The organism is Streptomyces sp. Q6 (assembly GCF_036967205.1).
Taxonomy (GTDB): Bacteria; Actinomycetota; Actinomycetes; order Streptomycetales; family Streptomycetaceae; genus Streptomyces; species Streptomyces citrinus.
In genome coordinates, this window is sequence record NZ_CP146022.1 from 5,113,536 (window position 1) to 5,139,790 (window position 26,255).

The 26,255-nt window shown below is 71.4% G+C and carries 19 protein-coding genes; 12 read left to right on the forward strand and 7 right to left on the reverse strand.

Going from position 1 to position 26,255, the window contains the following annotated elements; all coding sequences use genetic code 11:
• The first annotated feature begins 28 nt into the window (after window positions 1-28).
• A complete protein-coding gene (locus V2W30_RS23960; RefSeq protein ID WP_338699610.1) occupies window positions 29-784 on the forward strand; it encodes a response regulator transcription factor in 756 nt (251 codons plus the stop codon).
• Here V2W30_RS23960 and V2W30_RS23965 read toward each other — a convergent pair.
• Together V2W30_RS23965 and V2W30_RS23970 are read right to left on the reverse strand one after the other, a co-directional pair.
• The gene (locus V2W30_RS23965) at window positions 781-2,010 is read right to left on the reverse strand and encodes a winged helix-turn-helix domain-containing protein (RefSeq protein WP_338699612.1); all 1,230 of its coding nucleotides are present in this window, start codon (window positions 2,008-2,010) and stop codon (window positions 781-783) included. The genes V2W30_RS23960 and V2W30_RS23965 overlap by 4 nt on opposite strands.
• A gap of 87 nt (window positions 2,011-2,097) precedes the next feature.
• Complete coding sequence (locus V2W30_RS23970; RefSeq protein WP_338699614.1) at window positions 2,098-2,670, reverse strand: GNAT family N-acetyltransferase; 573 nt, start codon at window positions 2,668-2,670, stop codon at window positions 2,098-2,100.
• 197 nt (window positions 2,671-2,867) lie between these two features.
• Between V2W30_RS23970 and secA the strand changes: the two genes are divergently transcribed.
• On the forward strand, window positions 2,868-5,684 hold the full coding sequence (secA, locus tag V2W30_RS23975; protein WP_338703737.1) for a preprotein translocase subunit SecA: 2,817 nt from the start codon (window positions 2,868-2,870) through the stop codon (window positions 5,682-5,684).
• Between the two features lie 278 nt (window positions 5,685-5,962).
• Window positions 5,963-6,208, forward strand: coding sequence for a hypothetical protein (locus V2W30_RS23980; RefSeq protein ID WP_338699616.1), 246 nt, complete (start codon window positions 5,963-5,965; stop codon window positions 6,206-6,208).
• Window positions 6,209-6,215: 7 nt separating this feature from the next.
• On the opposite strand, the gene V2W30_RS23985 is transcribed toward V2W30_RS23980, so the two are convergent.
• Window positions 6,216-6,638 carry an Rv3235 family protein gene (locus V2W30_RS23985; RefSeq protein ID WP_338699617.1) on the reverse strand — a complete coding sequence of 141 codons (423 nt, stop codon included), beginning with the start codon at window positions 6,636-6,638 and terminating at the stop codon, window positions 6,216-6,218.
• Window positions 6,639-6,919: 281 nt separating this feature from the next.
• On the opposite strand from V2W30_RS23985, the gene V2W30_RS23990 reads away from it, so the two are divergent.
• From V2W30_RS23990 to V2W30_RS24005, 4 genes are all read left to right on the forward strand, one after another.
• Complete coding sequence (locus V2W30_RS23990) at window positions 6,920-7,435, forward strand: DUF6912 family protein (protein ID WP_338699618.1); 516 nt, start codon at window positions 6,920-6,922, stop codon at window positions 7,433-7,435.
• Between the two features lie 139 nt (window positions 7,436-7,574).
• The gene (locus V2W30_RS23995; protein ID WP_338699619.1) at window positions 7,575-8,531 is read left to right on the forward strand and encodes an IS481 family transposase; all 957 of its coding nucleotides are present in this window, start codon (window positions 7,575-7,577) and stop codon (window positions 8,529-8,531) included.
• A 3-nt stretch (window positions 8,532-8,534) separates the two neighbouring features.
• Window positions 8,535-9,212, forward strand: coding sequence for an HAD family hydrolase (locus V2W30_RS24000; protein ID WP_338699620.1), 678 nt, complete (start codon window positions 8,535-8,537; stop codon window positions 9,210-9,212).
• 156 nt (window positions 9,213-9,368) lie between these two features.
• A complete protein-coding gene (locus V2W30_RS24005; protein ID WP_338699622.1) occupies window positions 9,369-11,669 on the forward strand; it encodes an ATP-binding protein in 2,301 nt (766 codons plus the stop codon).
• A gap of 280 nt (window positions 11,670-11,949) precedes the next feature.
• Here V2W30_RS24005 and V2W30_RS24010 read toward each other — a convergent pair whose 3' ends face one another.
• Window positions 11,950-12,516: a DJ-1/PfpI family protein gene (locus tag V2W30_RS24010; RefSeq protein ID WP_338699624.1), complete on the reverse strand. Its 567-nt coding sequence runs from the start codon at window positions 12,514-12,516 to the stop codon at window positions 11,950-11,952.
• Between the two features lie 435 nt (window positions 12,517-12,951).
• Here V2W30_RS24010 and V2W30_RS24015 point away from each other — a divergent pair, with 435 nt between their 5' ends.
• From V2W30_RS24015 to V2W30_RS24030, 4 genes are all read left to right on the forward strand, one after another.
• Window positions 12,952-17,877 (forward strand): NAD-glutamate dehydrogenase, encoded by a 4,926-nt coding sequence (locus V2W30_RS24015; protein WP_338699626.1) that lies wholly within the window; start codon window positions 12,952-12,954, stop codon window positions 17,875-17,877.
• 172 nt (window positions 17,878-18,049) lie between these two features.
• Window positions 18,050-18,832 (forward strand): polyprenol monophosphomannose synthase, encoded by a 783-nt coding sequence (locus V2W30_RS24020; protein ID WP_338699628.1) that lies wholly within the window; start codon window positions 18,050-18,052, stop codon window positions 18,830-18,832.
• The gene (locus tag V2W30_RS24025; protein WP_338699629.1) at window positions 18,805-19,290 is read left to right on the forward strand and encodes a GtrA family protein; all 486 of its coding nucleotides are present in this window, start codon (window positions 18,805-18,807) and stop codon (window positions 19,288-19,290) included. Before V2W30_RS24020 ends, V2W30_RS24025 begins: the two co-directional genes overlap by 28 nt.
• Window positions 19,274-20,797, forward strand: a complete 1,524-nt coding sequence (locus tag V2W30_RS24030) for a hypothetical protein (protein ID WP_338699630.1) — start codon at window positions 19,274-19,276, stop codon at window positions 20,795-20,797. Before V2W30_RS24025 ends, V2W30_RS24030 begins: the two co-directional genes overlap by 17 nt.
• Here V2W30_RS24030 and V2W30_RS24035 read toward each other — a convergent pair.
• Window positions 20,787-21,422 (reverse strand): DNA-binding response regulator, encoded by a 636-nt coding sequence (locus tag V2W30_RS24035; RefSeq protein WP_338699632.1) that lies wholly within the window; start codon window positions 21,420-21,422, stop codon window positions 20,787-20,789. The two genes, V2W30_RS24030 and V2W30_RS24035, sit on opposite strands and share 11 nt — an antisense overlap.
• A gap of 73 nt (window positions 21,423-21,495) precedes the next feature.
• Between V2W30_RS24035 and V2W30_RS24040 the strand changes: the two genes are divergently transcribed.
• Window positions 21,496-22,353, forward strand: a complete 858-nt coding sequence (locus tag V2W30_RS24040; RefSeq protein WP_338699634.1) for an oxidoreductase — start codon at window positions 21,496-21,498, stop codon at window positions 22,351-22,353.
• Window positions 22,354-22,383: 30 nt separating this feature from the next.
• Here V2W30_RS24040 and V2W30_RS24045 read toward each other — a convergent pair whose 3' ends face one another.
• Window positions 22,384-24,057, reverse strand: a complete 1,674-nt coding sequence (locus V2W30_RS24045) for a glycosyltransferase family 2 protein (RefSeq protein WP_338699636.1) — start codon at window positions 24,055-24,057, stop codon at window positions 22,384-22,386.
• On the reverse strand, window positions 24,057-26,255 hold the full coding sequence (locus tag V2W30_RS24050) for a CDP-glycerol glycerophosphotransferase family protein (RefSeq protein WP_338699638.1): 2,199 nt from the start codon (window positions 26,253-26,255) through the stop codon (window positions 24,057-24,059). Before V2W30_RS24050 ends, V2W30_RS24045 begins: the two co-directional genes overlap by 1 nt.

Here is a 26,255-nt window from a genome sequence, read left to right on the forward strand (position 1 = left end):
CGGGCCACGGCCTTCAGGGGGAGGAACGATGGCGGACAGCTTCGGACCGATGCGGGGCGAGGACGTCGGCGCTGCCGACGGCGGCGTCGCGGGACCGGCGCCGGACGCGGGCTCCTCGCGCAAGGAGCCCATCCGGGTCCTGGTCGTGGACGACCACGCCCTGTTCCGGCGAGGCCTGGAGATCGTCCTCGCGGCCGAGGAGGACATCCAGGTCGTCGGTGAGGCGGGCGACGGCGCGGAGGCGGTGGACAAGGCGGCCGACCTGCTGCCGGACATCGTCCTCATGGACGTACGGATGCCCAAGCGGGGCGGCATCGAGGCGTGCACCTCCATCAAGGAGGTGGCACCCAGCGCCAAAATCATCATGCTGACGATCAGCGACGAGGAAGCGGACCTCTACGACGCGATCAAGGCGGGCGCCACGGGATATCTCCTCAAGGAGATCTCGACCGACGAGGTCGCCACGGCGATTCGGGCCGTCGCCGACGGGCAGTCGCAGATCAGCCCGTCCATGGCGTCCAAGCTGCTGACGGAATTCAAGTCGATGATCCAGCGCACCGACGAGCGCCGGCTCGTGCCCGCGCCCCGGCTGACCGACCGGGAGCTGGAGGTCCTCAAGCTCGTCGCCACCGGAATGAACAACCGGGACATCGCCAAGGAGTTGTTCATTTCCGAGAACACCGTGAAGAACCACGTGCGCAACATCCTGGAGAAGTTGCAGCTGCACTCCCGGATGGAAGCCGTGGTCTACGCGATGCGCGAGAAGATCCTCGAGATCCGCTAGCCGAGCGCCCTGATCAGCGCCGGCTTCAGGGCCGCGGGCTCCATGCGCTCCACGCGCACGCTGTCGCAGCCCACCCAGCTCGCCGCCTCCACCAGCGCCTGGGCCACCGCCGGTACGGCCTTCGGGCCGTCCAAAGACACCTGCTTGGCGACGAGCGTGGTGCCCTCGCGGGCCGGGTCCACGCGGCCCACCAGGCGGCCGCCCGCCAGGACCGGCATCGCGAAGTAGCCGTGGATCCGCTTCGGCTTGGGGACGTACGCCTCCAGGCGGTGCGTGAAGCCGAAGATCCGCTCCGTGCGCGCCCGCTCCCAGACCAGGGAGTCGAACGGCGACAGGAGCGTCGTACGGTGGCGGCCGCGCGGGGCCGACTCCAGCGCCGCCGGGTCCGCCCACCCGTCTCCCGCCGCCGCCCTTCCGGTGAGGCGCTTCGCGCCGCCCCTCCTCTCCGCGGGCTTGGCGCCCCAGCCCTCCACCGTCACCGGGACCAGGCCGGTGTCCTCGATCACCGCGTCGAACTGCTCGCTCTTGAGGCGGTGGTAGTCGGCGATGTCCGAGCGGGTGCCGACCCCCAGCGCCTGGCCCGCCTGGAGGACCAGACGGCGCACGCACTCCGCGTCGTCCAGGTCGTCGTGGAGCAGGGCGGACGGGATCGCGCGCTCCGCCAGGTCGTAGACCCGCTTCCAGGAGCGGCGCTCCACGCACACCACGTCCCCGTACATCAGCGCGCGCTCGACGGCGATCTTCGAGTCGGACCAGTCCCACCACTCGCCCTTGTTCTTCGCGCCGCCCAACTCCGTGGCGGTGAGCGGGCCTTCGGCGCGCAGCTGCTTGATGACCTGCTCGTAGGCGCCGTCGGGAAGGTGGTGGTGCCAGTGCGGGCGCGTGCGGTAGGCGCGGCGCCGGAACGCGAAGTGCGGCCATTCCTCGACGGGCAGGATGCAGGCCGCATGCGACCAGTACTCGAAGGCGTGACCCTCCGTCCAGTACGCCGCCTCGACCTTCTTGCGGCCCACGGCGCCCAGGCGCGCGTACGGGATCAGCTCGTGCGAGCGGGCCAGGACCGAGATCGTGTCGAGCTGGACCGCGCCGAGGTGGCGCAGGACGCCGCGCACCCCGGATCTGCGGTCCGGGGCGCCGAGGAAGCCCTGGGCGCGCAGCGCGATACGGCGGGCTTCGTCGGCGGACAGGGCGACGGTGGTGGCGGGACGCGGCGAGGTCGTCGTCATGGGTCGAACCCTAGGCGGCGACACTGACAATCCTCCTCGGAACGATCAAGAACGTTCACGGGCGACCGGGTCGGCGCGGGGGAGCGGTCAGGCGGGCGCCGGCAGGTACGGGAGCGGGCACGGCAGACCCAGGTCCGACGGGAGCAGGGCGCCGATCCAGCAGTCGCGGAGCACGCCCTTGTTCAGGAGGCCCGAGCGCAGGACGCCCTCGACGGTGAAGCCGGCCTTCTCGGCGACCGTGCGCGAGCCCGTGTTCCCCACTTCGGCCCGCCACTCCAGGCGCGTACAGGCGAGGTCGGTGAACGCCCAGCGGGCCAGCTCCAGGACCGCCTCCGTCACGTAGCCGCGGCCGCGGTGCTCCTTGGCCGCCCAGAAGCCGACCTCCCACGTGCCCACGCGCGGGTGGTGCAGGGAGATCGCGCCCAGGATCGGGCCGTCCTCCTCGGCGCGTATCGCGAAGGTGTACTCGGCGTCGGTGCGCCAGCCGTCCGTGACGACCCGGTGCACGAAGTACTCGGCGTCCTCGCGCGCGTACGGCGAAGGGACCGGGACCCAGCGCTGGATCTCGGGATCCTGGACCGCGGCGCACACCTCGTCGATGTCGGTGGGCGCGAACGTGCGCAGTTTCAGGCGGCCGGTGGTCAGCGTCACGGGGTCCATTGCCCGATTCTGCTCGGGTACGGGCGGGGGCGCCATCACTTTTCGTGGCCCATACCGGCACCTTCCGCGGGCCCCGGCCGTTGGACCTCATGGCAGACCTCCCGGCGCGGCGGGGTCCTCGCATACGATGGCCGTTGCTCCGGCTGTCGCCCGAGTAACCGACCGTGCCAGGCCCGACCGGCAAGGAGACCAACCGCGTGTCCGTCCTCCAGAAGATCATGCGTGCAGGCGAAGGCAAGATCCTGCGCAAGCTGCACCGCATCGCGGACCAGGTCAACTCCATCGAAGAGGACTTCGAGAGCCTCTCCGACGCCGAGCTGCGCGCGCTTACGGACGAGTACAAGCAGCGTTACGAGGACGGCGAGAGCCTCGACGACCTGCTTCCCGAGGCGTTCGCCACCGTTCGCGAGGCGGCTCGCCGCGTGCTGGGCCAGCGGCCCTACGACGTGCAGCTGATGGGTGGCGCCGCCCTCCACCTCGGCTATGTGGCGGAGATGAAGACCGGTGAGGGCAAGACCCTCGTCGGCACGCTGCCGACATACCTGAACGCGCTGTCCGGCAAGGGCGTCCACCTGATCACGGTGAACGACTACCTGGCCGAGCGCGACTCCGAGATGATGGGCCGCGTCCACAAGTTCCTGGGCCTCACCGTGGGCTGCATCCTGGCGAACATGACGCCGGCTCAGCGCCGCGAGCAGTACAACTGCGACATCACGTACGGCACGAACAACGAGTTCGGCTTCGACTACCTGCGCGACAACATGGCGTGGTCCCAGGACGAGCTCGTCCAGCGCGGCCACAACTTCGCGGTGGTCGACGAGGTCGACTCCATCCTCGTCGACGAGGCCCGTACGCCGCTGATCATCTCCGGCCCCGCCGACCAGGCCACCAAGTGGTACGGCGACTTCGCCAAGTTGGTCACCCGCCTCAAGAAGGGCGAGGCGGGCAACACCATGAAGGGCATCGAGGAGACCGGCGACTACGAGGTCGACGAGAAGAAGCGCACCGTCGCCATCCACGAGTCGGGCGTCGCCAAGGTCGAGGACTGGCTGGGCATCGACAACCTGTACGAGTCGGTGAACACGCCGCTCGTGGGTTACCTGAACAACGCCATCAAGGCCAAGGAACTCTTCAAGAAGGACAAGGACTACGTCGTCATCGACGGCGAAGTCATGATCGTCGACGAGCACACCGGCCGTATCCTCGCCGGTCGCCGCTACAACGAGGGCATGCACCAGGCGATCGAGGCGAAGGAAGGGGTGGACATCAAGGACGAGAACCAGACCCTGGCCACCATCACCCTTCAGAACTTCTTCCGCCTCTACGACAAGCTGTCCGGCATGACCGGTACGGCGATGACCGAGGCCGCCGAGTTCCACCAGATCTACAAGCTCGGTGTCGTCCCGATCCCGACCAACAAGCCGATGGTCCGCAAGGACCAGCCCGACCTGATCTACCGCACCGAGGTCGCCAAGTTCGACGCGGTCGTCGACGACATCGCGGAGAAGCACGAGAAGGGCCAGCCGATCCTGGTCGGCACCACCTCGGTCGAGAAGTCCGAGTACCTCTCGCAGCAGCTCTCCAAGCGCGGTGTCCAGCACGAGGTGCTGAACGCGAAGCAGCACGACCGTGAGGCGACGATCGTCGCGCAGGCCGGCCGCAAGGGCGCCGTCACCGTCGCCACGAACATGGCCGGCCGTGGTACCGACATCAAGCTCGGCGGCAACCCGGACGACCTCGCCGAGGCCGAGCTGCGCCAGGCCGGGCTCGACCCGGTCGAGCACGTCGAGGAGTGGGCCGCGGCCCTTCCCGCCGCCCTGGCGAAGGCGGAGCAGGCCGTCAAGGACGAGTTCGAAGAGGTCAAGGAGCTCGGCGGCCTCTACGTCCTCGGTACGGAGCGGCACGAGTCGCGGCGTATCGACAACCAGCTGCGCGGTCGTTCCGGCCGTCAGGGCGACCCCGGTGAGTCGCGCTTCTACCTGTCGCTCGGCGACGACCTGATGCGGCTCTTCAAGGCGCAGATGGTCGAGCGCGTGATGTCGATGGCCAACGTGCCGGACGACGTCCCGATCGAGAACAAGATGGTGACCCGCGCCATCGCCTCCGCCCAGTCGCAGGTCGAGCAGCAGAACTTCGAGACGCGTAAGAACGTCCTGAAGTACGACGAGGTCCTGAACCGCCAGCGTGAGGTCATCTACGGCGAGCGCCGCCGCGTCCTGGAGGGCGAGGACCTGCACGAGCAGGTGCAGCACTTCATGGACGACACCATCGACGAGTACATCGGCGCCGAGACCGCCGAGGGCTTCGCCGAGGAGTGGGACCTCGACCGGCTGTGGGGCGCCTTCAAGCAGCTCTACCCGATCAAGGTGACCGTGGAGGAGCTGGAGGAGGAGGCCGGCGACCGTGCCGGGCTCACCGCCGAGTTCATCGCCGAGGCCGTCAAGGACGACATCCACGCGCAGTACGAGGAGCGCGAGGAGCAGCTCGGGTCCGAGATCATGCGCGAGCTGGAGCGTCGCGTGGTGCTCTCCGTGCTCGACCGCAAGTGGCGTGAGCACCTCTACGAGATGGACTACCTCCAGGAGGGCATCGGCCTGCGGGCCATGGCGCAGAAGGACCCGCTGGTCGAGTACCAGCGCGAGGGCTTCGACATGTTCACCGCCATGATGGAGGGCATCAAGGAGGAGTCCGTCGGCTACCTGTTCAACCTGGAGGTCCAGGTCGAGCAGCAGGTCGAGGAGGTGCCGGTGGAGGACGCCGCGCCCGCCACGTCCCTGGACAAGGCCGAGGACACCGTGCCGGCGCAGGCCGGGGCGTCCCGTCCGGAGATCCGCGCCAAGGGCCTCGACGCCCCGCAGCGTCCGGACCGCCTGCACTTCCAGGCGCCGAACGCCGAGGGCGGTGTCGACGAGGGTGACTTCCTGACCGAGGACGGTCCGACGCGCTCCGAGGCCGACGGCCTGACCCGGGCCGAGCGGCGCAAGCAGCAGAAGGGGCGCCGTCGCAAGAAGTGACGCAGCGCTGAGGAAGGGCCGGGCACGGTGTGCCCGGCCCTTTCTTGTGGTGCCCGGCCTTCTTGTGATGTTCGACAGCTGGCTCGCCCGTGGGTACGCGGTCGCGGCCACCGACTACCAGGGTCTGGGCACGGACGGCGAGCACGCCTACCTGGCGAGGCGGGCCGCCGCTGGGCGGTGTACGGGCACTCGCAGGGGGCGCGGCGCTGTTCACGGCGGGCGAAGGGCTCAAGAACACTGACTTCACGTACGGCACGCCGCGTAACGGCGCCCCGGAGATGACGCGGCTGCTGGTCGAGCACGCCGAGCCGCCCATCACCCGCTACCGCGAGCCGGTGCCGATCGTGCAGGGCACCGCCGACACGACGGTGCCGCCCGTCACGGCCCGCGAGACGGCGGCGGCACTGGCGGCGGCCGGTACGCGTGTGACGTACACGCCGTACGCGGGCGTGGATCATCGCTCGCTGCCGGTGACCGCTCTGGACCAGGTGAACGCCTGGCTCGACGGACGGCTGGCGCGCTGACGGCGCGCTACTCGTCGCTGTCCCGCGGAGGGCGGCCGCCCAGTTCCACCGCCGTGCAGCGCCAGCGGCGGTCCTCCGCGCGGGCCATGCGGAACGCCAGGGCGTGCAGGCGCGGGCCCACCGAGATCCGGGCGAAGACCTCGTAGACGCCGGGGTCCGGTTCGAAGCGGCCGATGTCGTGGATCGTGGGCTGAGGGCCCGTGCGGGGCAGCGGGCGGTGGTCGAGGAGCCACAGCAGGTCCTCGAAGCCGTGGCCGGTCGCGTGCCGGGCGAACCAGTGCAGGGGCTTGTGGCCGGTCAGGACCAGGAGGAGTCGGTCCGTGAAGAGCTCGGTGGGGTGCGGCGGTGGCTGGGGTGCGACGCGGACCGGGCGCCGGGAGTCGCGGCGCGTCGGCGGCCGCGTCGACCGCCGGGGTCCCTGCCTGTTCATGACCTTCTGCACGCCGCCTCCGGATACCCGTCGGTAACTTCTGGTGAGGATCTTGTACGGGGGCCGGCGGCGGGGCGGCAAGGTCCCTCGGGGAGGGTGAGCGGCCCAGGGCGCTTTCACCCATCAGGATGGCGAGCGGCGGCGGAGAGCCCCTCCGCGCGGGGTGCGGCCGGGTGACCGGGCGGACCCCGGATGACGGCCGGGGCGTTCGGCCCGCAAGCCCGAAGGGGGACTCCCGCACGTATCCTGAGGATCTCGTCGACTACGAAAGCGGCTGGCCCATGCGTGTGTACGTACCTCTGTCCCTGCCTCGACTCGCAGAGGCGTACAAGGCGGGCGAGCTGGGGCCCGCGCCGCTCACCGCCTACGCCGTGACGCCGGCGCTGCGCGAGTGGTACCTCTCCGACGACATCGAGGAGCTGGAGTACGCCGCCCTGAACCGGGCCGCGCTCGCCTCGCTGCGGATGCTGGCGGGCGAGCCGGACGCCGCGCGGCGCCGGGTCGTCGTCGCCGTGGACGTCGCCGACAAGATCGCCGTCGCCGACCCCGACCGCGGGCTCGACCCCACGGCCCTCGGCGAGGTGTCCGTGCGCGAGACCGTCCGGCTCTCCAGGGCCGCCGCCGTGCACGTCGACGCCGACGACGCCGAGGCCGATGTCACCGCCGCCGCGGACGCGCTCGGCGCCGCCGACCAGGGCGACGACGACGCCCAGTTCGTGGTCGACGGGGCCGAGGACCACGAACTCCTGTGGTTCGCGACGCAGGAGATCCCCAACCTGGTGGGGCTCGGCGACTGACGCCCGTGGGACCGGCGGACGCGCGGGGTACGTTCTAGATGTATTGATCACGAGCGTTGTTGACACTGGCGGGTCTTGATCATGGCGAAGACCTCCGGTGTGGTGGAGCTGTCTAGGACTGCACCACACGGAGGTCTTCGTGTCCCACCGTAATGCCCGGCTGACCGTGCACGGCAGGCGCCTGCTGGTCGAACGTGTCGCGTCCGGCCGTCCCGTCGCCCATGTCGCCGCCGAGATGGGCATCTCGCGGGCGACCGCCCATAAATGGCTCCGGCGGTGGCGAGCCGAGGGCGGGGCGGGCCTGGCCGACCGCTCCAGCAGGCCTTTGACGACACCGCATCGGACCCCGGCGAGTATCGAGGCCGACGTCTGCCGGCTGCGGACCGACCGCAAGCTCGGGCCGGCCCGGATCGGCCCGATCCTGGGACTGCCCGCCTCGACCGTGCACCGCGTTCTGACCCGCCACCGGCTGAACCGGCTGTCCTGGATCGACCGGCCGACCGGCACCGTGATCCGCCGTTACGAACGCGACCGGCCCGGCGAACTGATCCACATCGACGTGAAGAAACTCGGCCGGATTCCCGACGGCGGCGGCCACAAGGCCCTGGGCCGCCAGGCCGGCCGCGTCACCCGCAACAACATGGGTTACGACTACATCCACTCGGCCGTCGACGACCACTCCCGCCTCGCCTACAGCGAGATCCACCCGGACGAGAAGGCCGCGACCTGCGCGGCCTTCCTCACCCGCGCGGCCGCGTTCTTCGCCGAGATGGGCATCACCCGCATCGAACGCGTGCTGACGGACAACGCCTGGGCCTACCGCAAGGGCCTGGCCTGGAAGAACGTCCTGGCCGAACTCGGCGCGAGTGGCAAGCTCACCCGCGCCTACCGGCCCCAGACCAACGGCAAGGTCGAACGCTTCAACCGCACCCTGCTCGAGGAATGGGCCTACCTGCGGCTCTACACCTCAAACGACGAACGCACCGCGGCCCTGGCAGACTTCCTGCACACCTACAACCACCACCGCAGCCACACCGCACTCGGCGGCCAGCCACCCATCACCCGCGTCAACAACCCTGCGGGTCAATACATCTAGAACATGGGGAAGCACATAGCCGCGCACATCGTGTGGGACTGGAACGGGACGCTGTTCCACGACAACGACGCCATCATCCGCGCCACGAACGCCGCCTTCGCGGAGATCGGACTCGACCCGATCACCCTGGAGAAGTACCGCGAGCTGTACTGCGTGCCCGTCCCCAGGTTCTACGAGCGCCTGATGGGGCGCCTGCCCACCGACAGCGAGTGGCTCGTCATGGACGAGGCGTTCCACCGGCACTACACCCTGCACTCCGTGGTGTGCGGGCTCGCCGACGGGGCCGAGACGCTGCTCGCCGGATGGCAGGAGGCCGGGCGCAGCCAGTCCATCCTCAGCATGTACGGGCACGAGCAACTCGTGCCGCTGGTACGGCGGTTCGGGATCGCGGAGCGGTTCGTGCGGGTCGACGGGCGGACCGGTCCGTCCGGCGGCAGCAAGGCCGAGCACATGGTGCGGCACATCGGCGAGCTCGCCCGGGAGGGCGTCGCGCCCGAGCGGACCGTCGTCATCGGGGACGCCGCCGACGACGCCGTCGCCGCGCTGCACGTGGGCGCACGCGCCGTGCTCTACACCGGCGGCTCGCACAGCAGGGCCAGCCTGGAGGGCGTGGGCGCGCCCGTCGTGGACACCCTCGCGGAAGCGGTGCGGACGGCGAAGGAGCTCGCCGCGGCCGCCTGAGCCGGCTGCGGCAGGCCCGGGTCGGCCCCCGTCAACCCGAGCCGGAAGTTCCGCTCCAGGTCTGCTTTTGGGCGGACTTCGTTCACGCTCCGCGTGTGGCTGCGTACGCTGTGGTGGGATCGGTGGCACGGGCATACGTGACGGGGGACGGCAACCATGGGTTTCGGCTTCGGGCAGCGGCGCGGCGGTCAACTCCCCGTCGAAGTCACCACGTTCGTCGGCAGGGCGACCGAACTCGCCCAGGTGGGAGAGGCGTTCGGGCGGGCCAGACTGGTCACGCTGGTGGGTCCGGGCGGCGTCGGCAAGAGCCGTACGGCGATGCGTGCGGCGGCCGGGCTCGCCGAGCGGTTCCCGGACGGGGTCTGGCTCGTCGAACTGAGCGCGCTGCGCGACCCCGAGCTCATCCCGGCCACCCTCGCCGCCGTGCTCGAACTCCCCGAGCAAGCGGGCATGGAGCCGCTCGACGCGGTCGTCGCGCATCTCCAGGGGCGGCGCCAGCTCATCGTCCTCGACACCTGCGAGCACCTCGTCGACGCGTGCGCCATGCTGACCGACGTCCTGCTGCGCGAGGCCGCGGGCGTGAGCGTCCTCGCCACCAGCAGGCAGCCCCTGGACGTGCCCGGCGAGCACTGCTGCGCCATCGCGCCGCTCGGGCCCGACGACGCCCTGGAGCTGTTCGTGCAGCGGGCCGCGTCCGTCGTCCCCGGCTTCGCCGTGACCGATGCCAACCGGGACCAACTCGCCGCTCTCGCGGGCCGGTTGGACGGCATCCCGCTCGCTCTTGAGCTGGCGGCCGTACGGCTGCGGGCCGTGCCCCTTGAGCAGTTGGTGGAGCGGCTCGGGCACCGCTTCGAGGTGCTCACCGGCGGACGGCGCACCGCGCTGACGCGGCACCAGACGCTGCGCACGGCCATCGGCTGGTCGCACGAACTGTGCACGCCGCAGGAGCGGTTGCTCTGGGCGCGGCTGTCGGTCTTCGCCGGTTCCTTCGAGCTGCCCGCGGCCGAATACGTGGGCGCGGGCGGCGAGTTGGGCCCCCGCGAAGTCCTGGAGCAGCTCATCGGGCTCGTCGACAAGTCCGTCGTGCAGCGCATCGGGGAGAACGGCAGCCGCTACCGGCTGCTCGACACCATCCGCGAGTACGGCGCCGAATGGCTGGAGGAGTCCGGGCAGGCGGCCGCCGTGCGGGCGCGGCACTTCGCGTACTACCGCGACCTCGGACAGCGCTACTGGGACGAGTTCCTCACGGCCGCCCAGCCCGGCCACTACCGGGTGCTGCGCGCCGAGTGCGCCGATGTGCGCGCCGCCCTCGAATACGCGTACCGGAGCGAGGAGACGGCGGCGCAGGGGCTGTGGCTCGCCGCGCAGCTCGGGCCGTACTGGCGGGCCGTCGGCGCGCTCTCGGAGGGGCGGTACTGGGTCGGCAAGGGGCTCGCCCTGCTGCCGGAGACGGGCGAGGAGCAGGCGTGGGGGCGGTTCATGTGCGCCCTGTTCTCCGTGTGGACCGGCGATCTGCCCGGCGCCCTCGAACTGTTCCACCGGGCGATCGGCGTGGCGCGCGAGGCGGGCAACGACCGGGTGGAGCTGTTCTGCGAGGCGTATCTCGGCGGTCTGAACGCGCTGTGCGGGGACCCCGACGGACTCCCCGCACTGGAGGACGCGCGGCAGCGGATCCTCGCGCGCGGCGACGGGCTCGGCATAGGAGTCATCCACTACGAGGGCGCGCTGGTGCTCGGGGTGCTCGGCGACACGGACGGCGCCCTGGAGCTGTGCCGTACCGGACTCGCGTACCTGGAGGGCACCGGCGAGCGGCAGCTGTACGGGTCGACGCTCATGGTCCAGGGCCTGATCCTGTGGCTGACGGGTGAGCGGGAGGACGCCGTCGCGTCCCTGTGCCGGGGCCTGGAGGCCGTCGCCGAGATCGGTGAGGTGCTCATCGCGGCGATGTGCTGCCTCGTGCTCGCGTGGGCGGCGGCGCACGAGAAGCGGTTCGTGCGGGCGGCCTGGCTGATCGGGTACGCGGAGAACGCGCGGCGGCTCGGCGGCGGCGACCCGGTCGGGATGCTGCCGTCGGTCTTCGAGGAGCAGGAGAACGCGCGGCAGGCGGTGCTGCGGGCGCTGGGCGACGAGCAGTTCCGGCGGTGGACCGAGGTGGGGGCGCGGCTCGCCGGGCACCGGGTGCTCGAAGCCGTCCGCTCGGGGGCCGACGTGCCGGGCGAGCCGGTGCCCGCGGCGCGGCGGGCCGGGGTCGACGCGCTGACCCGGCGCGAGCGGGAGGTCGCCGCGCTGGTGGCGCAGGGGCTGTCCAACCGGGAGATCGCGGAGCAGCTGGTGATCTCGAAGCGGACCGCCGACGCGCATGTGGAGCACATCCTGGCCAAGCTGGGCGTCGGTTCGCGGACCGAGGTCCCGGTGATCGTCTCCGGCGGCGAGCGGGTGGAGAGCCCCAGGCCCTAGGTATACGGACAGGTGGGGCTGACGTCCTTATGCGTATACGGGTCTTCCGGTATACCGATGCCCTGGCCACCCACCCGCCGCCAAGCTGTACGTGTGCCGGGTCTCCGGGAGAAGCGGTGCGGCGGGGTGTCGGGCAGTAATGGTCAACTCCCCACGGCTGTCGTGGCAACGGACCTCCGCCGTGACGCCCGGAGCACGGCACAACCGGGCGGCTGCCCTCGTCGGCGGGGCAGCCGCCTTCTCATGGCCCGCCCGGACCCCGCGGGCCCTCGGGCCGCCCTCAGACCACCGGCGTCTTCGCCCGCAGCACCGTGAGGAACTCCCGCATCCACGCGGAGTGGTCCGGCCAGGCGCGGGCCGAGACCAGGGTGCCGTCGACGACCGCCTCCGCGTCCTGGAAGGTGGCACCGGCCGCCTGCATGTCCGGTTCGAGCGCCGGGTACGAGGTGACGCGCCGCCCGCGCAGCCCGTCGACGGACGCGGTCAGGAGCGGGCCGTGGCAGATCTGGGCGACGGGCTTGTCGGTGTCGAAGAAGGACTTGACGATCTTGCGGAGCTCGGGGTCGCCGCGCAGGTACTCGGGGGCCCGGCCGCCCGGGATCACCAGAGCGGCGTACTGGCCGGGATCGACTTCGGAGAAGGCCACGTCGGCCGGCCACGTGTAGCCGGGCTTCTCCGTGTAGGTGTCGAAACCGGGCTCGAAGTCATGGACGACGAACCGCAGTGTCTTGACCTCGGGCGCCGCGATATGGACCTCGTACCCCTCCTCGCGCAGCCGCTGGTACGGGTAGAGCACTTCCAGCGACTCCGCCGCGTCGCCGGTGACGATCAGGATTTTGGGTGCCATGGGTCACACACTCCCCTCGCCGGACTGGTCTGCCCAACGTGCCGCCACCCCCGCTCTCCTGGCAAGAGGCCGGGCCCGACCGCGGTTCTGTGCAGAGTGTCAAAGTTCGACCCCAGGTTTTGTACACATACGGCTCATGACGGCTCCCCCGGGGAGGGCGATAGCCTGGGCACGTGATCAGCGCGATATCTCGCGGGGGCATCGTCGCCCCCTGCCCGCGCCGGGAGCTCACGGGACGCCACAGCGCCCGTGCCCGGCGCTCAGACGCTGATCGTTTCCGGCGGATGGCCAGTACGTTGAAAATGGCGCATTCCCGTCCGCTCTTCTCTCATTCCGGCATAACGTCGTCGCAGACCGGAGACCCCGCGTCGCGGCGTTACGTCGAACCGATCTTTTCTACGTCTCGCAACGGCGCGCGACAGGAGCCAGAGGACAATGCAGACCAAGCTGGACGAAGCCAAGGCCGAGCTGCTCGCACGGGCCGCCCGGGTAGCTGAGAACAGCCCGGTAGGGGGGCACCTACCGACTGGGGCGACGGACGAGGGCACTCCTGACCGGGACACCGTGCTCACGTTCCTCCAGCGCTACTACCTGCACACCGCACCCGAGGACCTCACGGACCGCGACCCGGTCGACGTCTTCGGAGCGGCGTACTCGCACTACCGTCTCGCCGAGGCCCGACCGCAGGGCACCGCGAACGTCAAGGTCCACACGCCGACCGTCGAGGAGAACGGCTGGACGTGCAGCCACTCCGTCGTCGAGGTCGTCACCGACGACATGCCGTTCCTCGTGGACTCCGTGACCAACGAGCTGTCCCGGCAGGGCCGCGGCATCCACGTGGTCATCCACCCGCAGGTCGTCGTCCGGCGCGACGTGACCGGCAAGCTCCTCGAAGTGCTTCCGGCCGGGTCCTCGACCGAGGGCCACGACGTGCTCACCGAGTCGTGGATCCACGTCGAGATGGACCGCGAGACCGACCGCGCCGACCTCAAGCAGATCACCGCCGACCTGCTGCGCGTCCTGTCCGACGTACGCGAGTGCGTCGAGGACTGGGAGAAGATGCGCGACTCGGCGCTGCGCATCGCCGACGAGCTGCCGAGCGAGCCGACCGCCGACGACCTGCGCGACCGTGAGATGGAGGAGGCGCGCGAGCTGCTGCGCTGGCTGTCCGCCGACCACTTCACGTTCCTCGGGTACCGCGAGTACGACCTCACCGACGACGATTCGCTGGCCGCCGTGCCCGGCACCGGACTCGGCATCCTGCGCTCCGACCCGCAGCACGCCGAGGACGACCACCACCCGGTCTCGCCGTCCTTCAACCGGCTGCCTGCCGACGCCCGCGCCAAGGCGCGCGAGCACAAGCTGCTCGTCCTGACCAAGGCCAACAGCCGCGCCACCGTGCACCGCCCGTCGTACCTCGACTACGTCGGCGTGAAGAAGTTCGACGCCGAGGGCAACGTCATCGGCGAGCGGCGCTTCCTCGGCCTGTTCTCCAGCGCCGCCTACACGGAGTCCGTGCGCCGCGTCCCCGTCATCCGCCGCAAGGTCGCCGAGGTCCTCAAGGGCGCGGGCTTCACGCCCGACAGCCACGACGGCCGCGACCTGATGCAGATCATGGAGACGTACCCGCGCGACGAGCTCTTCCAGACCCCGGCCGACGAGCTGCGCGAGATCGTCACCTCCGTCCTGTACCTCCAGGAGCGGCGCCGGCTGCGCCTGTACCTGCGCAAGGACGAGTACGGGCGCTACTACTCGGCCCTCGTCTACCTGCCGCGCGACCGGTACACCACCGGTGTCCGGATGCGGATCATCGACATCCTCAAGGAGGAGCTCGGCGGCGAGACCGTCGACTTCACCGCGTGGAACACCGAGTCGATCCTCGCCCGGCTGCACTTCGTCGTCCGCGTCGCGCCCGGCACCGAGCTGCCGCGGCTCTCGGACGCCGACAAGGACCGCATCGAGGCCCGTCTCGTCGAGGCCGCCCGCTCCTGGGCCGACGGCTTCGCCGAGGCGCTGAACGCCGAGTGCGGCGAGGAGCGCGCCGCCGAACTGCTCCGCCGTTACGGGCACGCGTTCCCCGAGGGTTACAAGGCGGACCACACGCCGCGCGCCGCCGTCGCCGACCTGGTCCACCTGGAGCAGCTCAACCGCGGCGAGAAGGACTTCGCGCTTTCCCTGTACGAGCCGGTGGGCGCGGCCCCCGGCGAGCGCCGCTTCAAGATCTACCGGACCGGCGCGCCCGTCTCCCTGTCGGCCGTGCTGCCGGTGCTCCAGCGCCTGGGCGTCGAGGTCACCGACGAGCGCCCGTACGAGCTGCGCTGCGCCGACCGGACGACCGCGTGGATCTACGACTTCGGGCTTCGGCTGCCGAAGTCGGGCAACGGCGACGACCTCGGGGCCGACGGCCGCGAGCGTTTCCAGGAGGCGTTCGCCGCGACCTGGACCGGGCTCGCCGAGAACGACGGGTTCAACGCCCTGGTGCTCGGCGCCGGTCTGAACTGGCGTCAGGCGATGGTGCTGCGCGCGTACGCCAAGTACCTGCGTCAGGCCGGGTCCACCTTCAGCCAGGACTACATGGAGGACACCCTCCGCAACAACGTCCACACCACGCGCCTGCTGGTGTCGCTGTTCGAGGCGCGGATGTCGCCGGACCGGCAGCGCGCCGGGACCGAGCTGACCGACGGGCTCCTCGAAGAGCTCGACGGCGCGCTCGACCAGGTGGCCAGCCTGGACGAGGACCGGATCCTGCGGTCCTTCCTCACCGTCATCAAGGCGACGCTGCGCACCAACTTCTTCCAGGAGGCGGGCGGCGGCAGGCCGCACGCGTACGTCTCCATGAAGTTCGACCCGCAGGCCATCCCCGACCTGCCGGCACCGCGGCCCGCGTTCGAGATCTGGGTGTACTCGCCGCGCGTCGAGGGCGTGCACCTGCGCTTCGGCAAGGTCGCGCGCGGCGGTCTGCGCTGGTCCGACCGGCGCGAGGACTTCCGTACGGAGATCCTCGGCCTGGTCAAGGCGCAGATGGTGAAGAACACCGTCATCGTGCCGGTCGGCGCCAAGGGCGGGTTCGTCGCCAAGCAGCTCCCCGACCCGTCGGTGGACCGCGACGCGTGGCTCGCCGAGGGCGTCGCCTCGTACCGGACCTTCATCTCCGCGCTCCTCGACATCACCGACAACCTGGTCGCCGGTGAGGTCGTGCCGCCCGCCGACGTCGTGCGGCACGACGAGGACGACACGTACCTCGTGGTCGCGGCCGACAAGGGCACGGCGACGTTCTCGGACATCGCCAACGAGGTCGCGAACTCGTACAACTTCTGGCTCGGGGACGCCTTCGCCTCCGGTGGCTCGGCCGGGTACGACCACAAGGCCATGGGCATCACGGCGCGCGGTGCCTGGGAGTCCGTCAAGCGGCACTTCCGGGAGCTCGGCGTCGACTCGCAGTCCGAGGACTTCACGGTCGTCGGCGTCGGCGACATGTCCGGTGACGTGTTCGGCAACGGGATGCTGCTGAGCGAGCACATCCGGCTCGTCGCCGCCTTCGACCACCGGCACATCTTCATCGACCCGAAGCCGGACGCGGCCACCTCGTACGCCGAGCGGCGCCGCATGTTCGAGCTGCCGCGCTCGTCGTGGGCCGAGTACGACAAGGAGCTGATCTCCGCGGGCGGCGGCGTCTTCCCGCGCTCCGCCAAGGCGATCCAGCTCAACGCGCACATCCGCGAGGCCCTCGGCATCGAGTCGGGCCAGCAGAAGATGACGCCGGCCGAGCTGATGAAGGCCATCCTCCAGGCGCCGGTCGACCTGCTGTGGAACGGCGGCATCGGTACGTACGTGAAGTCGTCGGTCGAGTCGAACACCGACGTCGGCGACAAGGCCAACGACGCCATCCGCGTCGACGGCCAGGACGTCCGCGCCAAGATCATCGGCGAGGGCGGCAACCTCGGCGCCACGCAGCTCGGCCGGATCGAGTTCGCGCGGACCGGCGGCAAGGTGAACACCGACGCGATCGACAACAGCGCCGGCGTGAACACCTCCGACGTCGAGGTCAACATCAAGATCCTGCTCAACGGTCTGGTCGCCGACGGTGACCTGACCGTCAAGCAGCGCAACAAGCTGCTCGCCGCGATGACCGACGAGGTCGGGCACCTGGTGCTGCGCAACAACTACGCGCAGAACACCGCCCTCGGGAACGCCGAGGCGCAGTCGCCGTCCCTGCTCCACGCCCACCAGCGGTTCATGCGCCGCCTGGGCAAGCAGGGCCACCTCGACCGGGGCCTGGAGTTCCTGCCGAACGACCGGCAGATCAAGGAGCTCCTCAACACCGGCCGGGGGCTGAGCCAGCCCGAGCTCGCCGTCCTCCTCGCGTACACGAAGATCACGGCCGCCGACGAGCTGATCCAGACGCCGCTGCCGGACGACCCGTACCTGCGCCGTCTGCTGCACGCCTACTTCCCGCAGGCGCTGCGCGACAAGTACGGCGACGCGATCGACGGGCACGCGCTGCGCCGCGAGATCATCACGACGGTGCTGGTCAACGACACGGTGAACACCGGTGGTTCGACCTTCCTGCACCGGCTGCGGGAGGAGACGGGCGCGTCCCTGGAGGAGATCGTGCGGGCGCAGCTCGCCGCGCGCGAGATCTTCGGCCTGAGCGAGGTGTGGGACGCCGTCGAGGCGCTCGACAATGTCGTCGCCGCCGACGTCCAGACCCGGATCCGCCTGCACTCGCGGCGACTTGTCGAGCGCGGCACCCGCTGGCTGCTCAACAACCGCCCGCAGCCGCTCCAGTTGGCCGAGACGATCGACTTCTTCAAGGCCGGTGTCGCCGAGGTCTGGGCGGCCATGCCGAAGATGCTGCGCGGCGCCGACGCCGAGTGGTACCAGTCGATCCTCGACGAGCTGACCGGGGCGGGGGTGCCGGAGGAGCTGGCGCAGCGCGTCGCCGGGTTCTCGTCCGCGTTCCCGACGCTCGACATCGTGCAGATCGCCGACCGCACGGGCAAGGACGCGCTGGCCGTCGCCGAGGTGTACTACGACCTCGGTGACCGGCTCGCCATCACCCAACTCATGGACCGGATCATCGAGTTGCCGCGGGCCGACCGCTGGCAGTCGATGGCCCGCGCGTCGATCCGCGAGGACCTGTACGCGGCGCACGCCGCGCTGACGGCCGATGTGCTGGCCGCCGGGAACGGCACGTCGACGCCGGAGCAGCGGTTCAAGGCGTGGGAGGAGAAGAACGCGCCGATCCTGGGCCGGGCCCGCTCGACCCTGGAGGAGATCCAGGGCTCGGACGCCTTCGACCTGGCGAACCTGTCGGTGGCGATGCGCACGATGCGGACGCTGCTGCGCACGCATTCGTAACCGTCGTAGGAGAGGGTGGGGCGCGTCGGGCCGGTCGGCTCGACGCGCCCCACCCTCTTTCGCGTTTCTTTTGCGGGTCATGACGCTCGCCATGGCCTCCGGATATGCCTTGAAACCGGGCATTACGTCTAAAGTGGACCTGATTGTCTGACTGATTGATCAGGGAGAGCCGATGCCGTCGAAGTCGCCGAAGCCGACGAGCCGCGCCGCCGCGCTGCCCCACGACTGGGCCGCGACGCCGCTCACCGTCGTCATGCCGACGTACAACGAGGCGGGGAACCTGCCCGGAATGGCCGAGGCGCTGATGGCCCTGGACCTGCCGGGGCTGCGGCTGCTCGTCGTCGACGACTCCAGCCCGGACGGCACGGGGGACATCGCCGAGGAGTACGTGCGCAGATTCGGGCCCGAGCGGATCTCCGTCCTGCACCGGGCCGGCAAGGAAGGGCTCGGCCGCGCCTACGCGGCGGGCATGTCGCGGGCCGTCGCCGACGGCGCCCGGTACGTGCTCCAGATGGACGCCGACGGCAGCCACCCGGTGTCAAAGGTCGCCGAGATGCTCGGAGTTGCCCTGTCCACCGGCGCCGGCGTCACCATCGGCAGCCGGTACGTCCAGGGCGGCACCCTCTCCGACGCGTGGGGCGCGCACCGCCGCCTGCTGTCCCGCTGGGCCAACGCGTACGCGGGCACCATCCTCGGCACCCGGGTGCGCGACATCACCGGCGGCTTCAACCTGTGGCGCGAGGACGCGCTGCGCGCCATCGACCTCGGCTCCGTCGACAGCGCCGGCTACAGCTTCCAGGTCGAGATGAAGTACCGGGCGCTGCGCCGCGGTTACGGGATCGTGGAGGTGCCGATCCACTTCGAGGACCGCACGATCGGCGAGTCGAAGATGAGCCTCATGGTGCAACTGGAGTCCGTCGCGATGCCGTGGAAGCTGCGCGCGAGGGCACGGTGACGGTCGCCTCGTACATGCAGCCACGCCCCGCCCTGCTGCGCCTGCGCCGCCTGTCCTACGAACTCGTGAAGTTCGGTGTGGTCGGCGGCAGCGGCGTCCTCGTCAACCTCGTCGTCTTCAACTTCCTCTTCCAGGGCCTGGGTTCGGGCGCCATGGCGGCCACGGTCGTCGCGAGCTGTGTCGCCATGGGCACCAACTACCTGGGCTTTCGCTACTTCGCCTACCGCGACCGGGCGGCCCGCACCCGCCGCCAGATCCTGCTCTTCTTCGTCTTCAGCGGCCTGGGTGTGCTGATGGAGAGCGCGCTGTTCTACGCGGGCTACCACGGCGCGGGCATGACCGGGCCGCTCGCCTCGAACGTGGCCAAGGCCCTGTCGATCCTGCTGGCCTCCGCGTTCCGCTTCCTGGTCTACCGGACGTGGGTCTTCCAGCATCGGCAGCATGCGCGGCACGGGTAGCGCGGTCGCGCGGATCGGCGCCCTGCTCGTCCTCGTGCTGCTGCTCGGGGTCGTCGTACGCCTGCCGTGGGCCGGTGACCTGGGCGTGCACGCGGCGACGATCGAGCGGCTGCGGCACGATCCGCTCGACCCCGGCGACCCGCTCGTCGCCGCCGACACGCCGTCCCCGTACTACACGCCGTGGACGCTGCTGCTCGGGTGCCTGGCGAAGGCGAGCGGGCTCGGGGTGTTCGTGGTGCTGCGGATCGCGGCGCTCGTGTCGCTGGCGGTGCTCGCCTCGGGCGTGTGGGCCTTCGTCGGCGGATTCATGGGCGGGGGCGCGGGCGGGCTCGGGCGAGGGGAGGGCGGCAGGGCGCGGCGCGCCGCCGTCGCCGCTCTCGTGCTGCTGTGCCTGGTACTGCTGTGGGGCACGGCCCTGTTCAACTGGAGCGGGTTCCTCGGCCTCAACTCCCTGGCTCTGACGGTCGCTTACCCCAGCACGTTCGCGCTCGGCGCGTCCTTCTGGCTGTGGGCGCTGCTGCGGCGGGCCACCGAGCTGTGGCACCTGCTCGGTGCGGGCGCGCTGTGGGCGGTCATTCTGCTCAGTCACCAGTTCACCGGCGTCGTCGCGTCGTTGGGGGCCCTCGCCATGGTGGTGGGGGTGCGGCCGTGGCCGGGGCGGGCGTACTGGCTCCGGCTCGGCGGCGGGCTCGCGCTGGGCCTCGTCCTGCTCGCCGGGTGGCCGTACTACCCGTTCTTCTCGCTGTTCGGCGTCGACGGCCTGGAGGAGATCCACCGGCCCCTGTACCGGGACCTGGCCGGACGGTTCTGGCTGGTCGCGGTGGTCGGCGGGGCCGCGCTGGTGCTGCGGTGGCGGCGTGAGCGGCGGGACCCGCTGGTGCTGTTCTGCCTGCTGGGGCTCGTGGTGTTCGTGGCGGGTGGGGCGAGCGGGCACTGGTCGTGGGGGCGGGTGTTGCCCGCCGTGCTGATCCCCGCGCAGGTCGCTGCCGCCCTGGAGGTGTTCTTCGCGCCGCGCCGCGCCGTACGCACCGCCTTCGCAGGGGTGGTCGCCGCCGCTCTCGTCGTGGGGGCGTGGACGCAGTCAGGGACGCTCGGCCACGTCGTCCCGCGCGGCACGCTCCCGGCCGCGATCGCCGCCAAGTACCGCACACCGTGGACGGGTTACCACTGGATCACGCCCTGGACGGCGTACGGGGACGTGGTCCTCGCCAAGACGTTCCCGGCCCGGCAGATCCCCGCGTACGGGCCGTACACCGTCGCCCCCGGCTATCCCGACTTCTTCCTCGGCGACGAGGGCGCCCGTGACGCGGCGGTGCGGACGTACTTCGCCGCGCGCTCGACCCGGGCCGAGCGGCTCGCCGTCCTGCGCCGCTACGACGTGAAGTGGGTCGTGGCGTACCGGAGCGACGGGGGCCTCGCGGGCTCGGACCCGGCCCTCGCGAAGGTGGCGGTGGGGCCGCGCGGGCAGGTGCTGTACCAGGTCGGGGAAGCGGCGCTCAGAGGGTGAGGCCCAGCGCGCCGGCCCGCAGCCCCGCCTGGAACCGGGAGTCCGCGCCCAGCGTGTCGAGGAGCTCGGCGACCCGGCGCCGGTACGTGCGCACGGACATGCCGAGCTCGCGCGCGGCCGTCTCGTCGGTGGCGCCCGAGCCGAGCGCCCGCAGGATCCGGCGGGAGGCGGGGGTCAACTCCGGCTGCTCGGTGCGCAGCAGGTCGGCGAGGTCGGTGGCCGACTCCCAGGCCGCCTCGAAGAGCGCGTACACCCCGCCGACCAGCGTCGGGGAGACGGTCAGCGTGTACTCCTGACGCGGGCCCGTGAGGATCATCGTGCGCTGGTCGAGGATGATCGTGCTGCGCGGCAGCGGTGTCGCCGCGACCCTGATCCGCGTGCCCTGGTCGGCGATCTCGCGCAGATGCGCGCGGTGCTCCTCGTTCGCCAGGGCGGCCGGGCTGACCAGCTTGCGGGAGCGCCGCACCTGGTGGGGCCGGGTCCGTGCGCCGATGGTCCGCCGGACGCCGCGCCAGGCGTCGAGGTCGCAGGCGGCGACGAGGAACTCCTGCGACACCGCGTCGAAGAAGGGTGCCGTACGGGCGAGCATTTCCTGTTCGCCATGGAGGGTCACGGTCTCGGCCATCACCCCAGTGTGCCCCATGGCAGGTTGCTGCCACCGGTCGCGACCGGGGCCCGCGGCGGCGCAGGGTGGAGCCATGATCCAGACACTCAGCCTCGGTGGCGATCTCACCGTCCACCGCGTCGGCTTCGGCGCGATGCGCCTGCCCCGCAACAGCTTCACCGGCCCCGCCCGCGACCCGGAGACCGGCCGCGCCGTGCTGCGCCGCGCCGTCGAGCTCGGCGTCGACCACATCGACACCGCCGACTTCTACCGCAGCGGCGGCGAGGGGGCGGTGCGCGCCAACACCCTCATCCGCGAGGCCCTGCACCCGTACGCGGACGGCCTGACGATCGCGACCAAGGTCGGGCCGGTCTTCGGCCCCGAGGGCCCGCTGGGCGAGGCGGCCCCGGCGCAGCTGCGCGCGCAGGTCGAGACCAACCTGGAGAACCTCGGCCTCGACCGGCTCGACCTCGTCTATCTGCGGATCGGCAGTTCCCTGGAGGTGCCGCACGGCGACTCGCTCGCCGAGCGCTTCGAGGCGCTCGCCGCGCTGCGCGAGGAGGGGCTGATCCGGCATCTGGGCATCAGCAACGTCGACACGGCGCATCTGGCGCAGGCTCGGGCGATCGCCCCCGTCGCGGCCGTGCAGAACCACTTCAACCCGGTCGACCGGGCCGCGACCGAACTGCACGCCGCGTGCGCGGACGCGGGGATCGCCTTCGTGCCGTTCGGCTCGCTGGGGATGGGCATGACCGATGTCTCCTCGGCGGCGATCGAGAAGGTCGCGGCACGGCACGGCGCCACCGTCCACCAGATCGCCCTCGCCTGGGCGCTGTCCCTGTCACCGGTGACGCTGGTGATCCCGGGGACGGGGTCCACGGAGCACCTGGAGGAGAACGTGGCGGCGGGTTCGCTGACGCTGACGGACGAGGACCTGGCCGACCTCGGCTGAGCAGGCGAGGGCGGCGGCACGGGCGGGCCGTCAGCGGGTCGCGCTCGCCACCAGCCGTGCCGTCCGCCGCACCCGCCGCCCCACCGGGCCGCGTCCCAGCCGCCGGGTGAGCGGCTGGACGACCTTCGCGGTCACGCCGACCGGCTCGAACCGCGTCTGGAGCCGCCCGGCACCCCGCCCCTCCGGCTCCACGGTCACCTTGTGCCGGTGGACGTGGGCCGTGAACGCCGGGAAGTCCAGCGGGGCGAGCAGCAGTCCCGTGTTGCGCAGGCCGCCCTGCGCCTGGAGCTGGAGCAGCGGGTGGCGGACGCCGTCGAAGCCCTGCGCAGGCAGCGGTGCCGTGCTCAGGTCGAGCAGCACACGCCCCTCGAAGATCCCCGGCCGCACCGGATCGAGCCGGAACCGTACGGTCATCCGCTTGCGGCCGGGGGACAGGAGCAGCGACGCGATCTGCGGGCCGACCGGCAGCCGCAGCCCCGGGTCGTACGTGCGGACGCGCAGCGCCACCGACGCGGGCCCGGGGCCCCGCTCGACGGACAGGATCTCGTGCCGGAACTGGGCCCGGGGAAACGGGCGCTCGCCCAACGCCAGCTCCGTCAGGGCGAGTTCGCGCCGCCCGTCCGCGGTGTCGGGCACCCGGTCGCCCCAGTAGACGGCGCCCCGCGCGTCGCTCACGGTGACCCGCGGGGCGACCCCGTGGCCGAGGCCCCGCGCCGCGAGCCGCGCGTCGTCGAGGCGTCCGTCGCGCACCAGCTGGACGACGACCCGCTCGGCGCGCGGCAGCCGGGCGAAGGCGCCCGGGGCGAGCCGTGCCAGGTACGGGTTCATGAGGTCCGCGAACCCGGTGAGCCACGCGTCGTCGCGGAACGGCAGATCGCCCGCGTACATCCGGAAGTCGTGCTTGAGGAACTTGTAGTCCTTCGCCTCGCGCAGCGCCGCGCTGTACCCGCCCGCCGCCAGGAAGTCGTCGATGAGCTCCTGGACGTGGACGCGGTCGCGGACGTTGCTCAGCTTGTGCCGCTGGTTGGAGATGGAGGCGGCGGTCTCGGCGACGTACGGCGCGATGTACCAGCGGTAGACCGGCTCGGGGATGATCGTGAAGGACTTCGCGAGGCAGTACGCCTGCGCGGAGAAGAGCTGGTCCTCGTAGTGGATGCCCTCGGGGAAGCGCAGGCCGTGCCGGTCGAGGAAGGCGCGCGCGTACATCTTGCTGGTCGACAGGTGCTCGAAGAACAGGCCGGGTTCGGCCTCGATGCCGTCGACCGTGCGCCGCTCGGCGACCAGGTGCGGCATCCACAGCGAGGTGCGGCCCGTGTCGACCCGTACGCGCTCCACCGCGCCCATCGCGAAGTCGATCTCGCGTTCGCGGTGCGCGGCCAGCAGCGACTCGACGGCGCGGGGCGGCAGTTCGTCGTCGCTGTCGAGGAACATCAGGTACGGGGCGCGGGCGATGTCCAGCGCCCGGTTGCGCGGGGCGCTGCACCCGCCGCTGTTCTCCGGCAGCCGCAGATAGGTGATGCGGTGATCGGCGGCGGCCAGCTCCCGTGCCACCTGCGGGGTGTTGTCGGTCGAGTGGTCGTCGCTGATGACGATCTCGATGTCGGTGTGGGTCTGCGCCTGGAGGGAGGCGACGGCGCGGGGGAGGCGCTCGGCGTCGTTGAAGACGATGACCGTGACGGTCACGTCGGGGGTGCGCGCGGGCATCAGCGGGTCGCCTCCTCGGGCGTCGGGGCGGGGGTGCGGGAGTCGACCGGGACGACCGGCGGCAGCGCCTCCTCCGGCTCGCCGAGGAAGACGCGGCGGACGACCCGCTCGGCGGCGTGCCCGTCGTCGAACTCGCAGAACCGGCGCCGGAAGTGCGCGCGGGCCTTCGCCGACGACTCGTCGCGCCACGCGTCGGTCGCGAGGATCTCCGTCAACTCGTCCTCGGTGCGCGCCACATGGCCGGGCGGCTCGGCCATCAGGTCGAAGTAGACGCCGCGCGTCTTCGCGTACGTCTCCCAGTCGTCGGCGTAGCTGATGATCGGCCGGTCCAGGTTCGCGTAGTCGAACATGATGGACGAGTAGTCCGTGATGAGCGCGTCGGAGGCCAGGGCGAGCTCCTCCACCGGGTCGTACGTGGACACGTCGATGACGTGGCCGCTGCGCCGCAGCCCGGACAGCGGGGACGCCGCGCCGCCGTAGAAGTAGTGGCCGCGCACGAGCAGCACCGTGTCGTCGCCGAGGCGGGCGGAGAGGGCGGCGAGGTCCAGGCGCGGGTTCCAGTTCGCCTCGTAGTCCCGGTGGGTCGGCGCGTACAGGACCGCCCGCTTGCCGGGCGCGATGCCGAGGCGGTCGCGGACGGCCCGGATGTCCGCCGCACTCGCGCTGTAGTAGACGTCGTTGCGCGGATAGCCGTGGTCGAGGGACGTGTAGCGCGCCGGGTAGGCGTGCTCCCACATGCGGGTGGAGTGGCTGTTGGCGCTGACGCTGTAGTCCCACTTGTCGACGCGCGCGAGCAGCGCGTCGAAGTCGAGCCCCTTCGACGCCGTCGGATAGTCGAGCTGATCGAGGCCCATCTTCTTGAGCGGGGTGCCGTGGTGGGTCTGGAGGTGGATCGCGTCCGGGCGCTTCACCACCGCGTTCGGGAAGTTGACGTTGTTGGTGAGGTACTTCGCGCGGGCCATCACCTCCCAGTAGCGGCGCGTGCCGGGCACGATGCGGGCGGTGCCGGGCGGGAGCAGCGGCTCGGTCGCCTTCGACACGACCCAGACCGGCCGGATGTGCGGGGCGAGTTCGGCGAGCTTCGCGGCGATCGCGGCCGGGTTGCAGGCCACGCCGCGGTCCCAATAGGCGCTGAAGACCGCCAGGTTCGGGTCGATCGGCTCGCGCAGCGCCTTCCGGTAGGAGTGGTCGCGGACCTTCGCGCCGACCAGCCGCTTGCGGTCCCGCACGGCGGCCTTCAGGTCGCGCCGCTTGTGGTTCGCGGCCTGGAACGCCCGGTACTTCGCGTACGCGTCCTCTTCGAGCAGCCGGCGCCTGATCCCCTCCAGGCCGCCCGGCCTGCGGTGGTCCTCGGGCGCCCAGCGTACGGCCGCCGCCGACGCGCGGTGGAAGAACTCCCGCGCCACGTCGTCCGGCATCGGCTCGCGCGCCACGACCCGCATCGTCTCCGTGGCCATCAGGTCGTACAGGACGGCCCGCGGCCGGGCCGCCGTCCCGCGACCGCGCATCAGCACCTGGAGCTTCTCGTACGCGTCGACGAGCGCGTACCGCTCCTCGGCCGTCACCGGCGGCAGACTCTCGGGGCGCAACTCGCGTACGTCGACGATCACTTGCTCCAGGCAGGCGATCCGGTCGGCGAGGATCAGGGCGGCGCGGGAGGCGGACATCTCGTCGAGGGCGCCGAGCTCGGGCGCGTGCGTCCGCCAGAAGGAGGCGCGCAGGGCGCGGTTGCCGAGGAGCGGGGTGACACGCAGCAGGTCGGGCGCCTCGGCCAGCGGCAGGTCGCGGCGGCCGACCCGGGTCAACTGCCGTGCGTCGGGGCTGAGCCCGCCGCTGGAGCGCCACGTGGAGCGGGCGTGGTCGGCGACGACCACGTCCACCGGGTCCGGCGTCTCGGCGAGCCGGTCGAGCAGCGCCCGCACCCCGCCCACCGGCAGCCGGTCCTTCGCGTGCACGAACCAGAGCCACTCGCCCCGGGCCCGCTCGGCCCCGGCGGCCCGCGCCGCGGCGTCCGGTGTCCCGGCCGGCAGCGGGACCACGGTGCCGCCCCGCCGCACGGCGACGTCCTGCGCGTCGTCGCCGACCGCGGCCGTCAACAGCTCTGCCTCGTCGTCGAGTTGGGCGGCCACGCTGTCCAGGCAGACCCCGAGCAGGCCCTGCACGTCCCGGCCGTACACGATCACGCTGAGCTTCGGCAT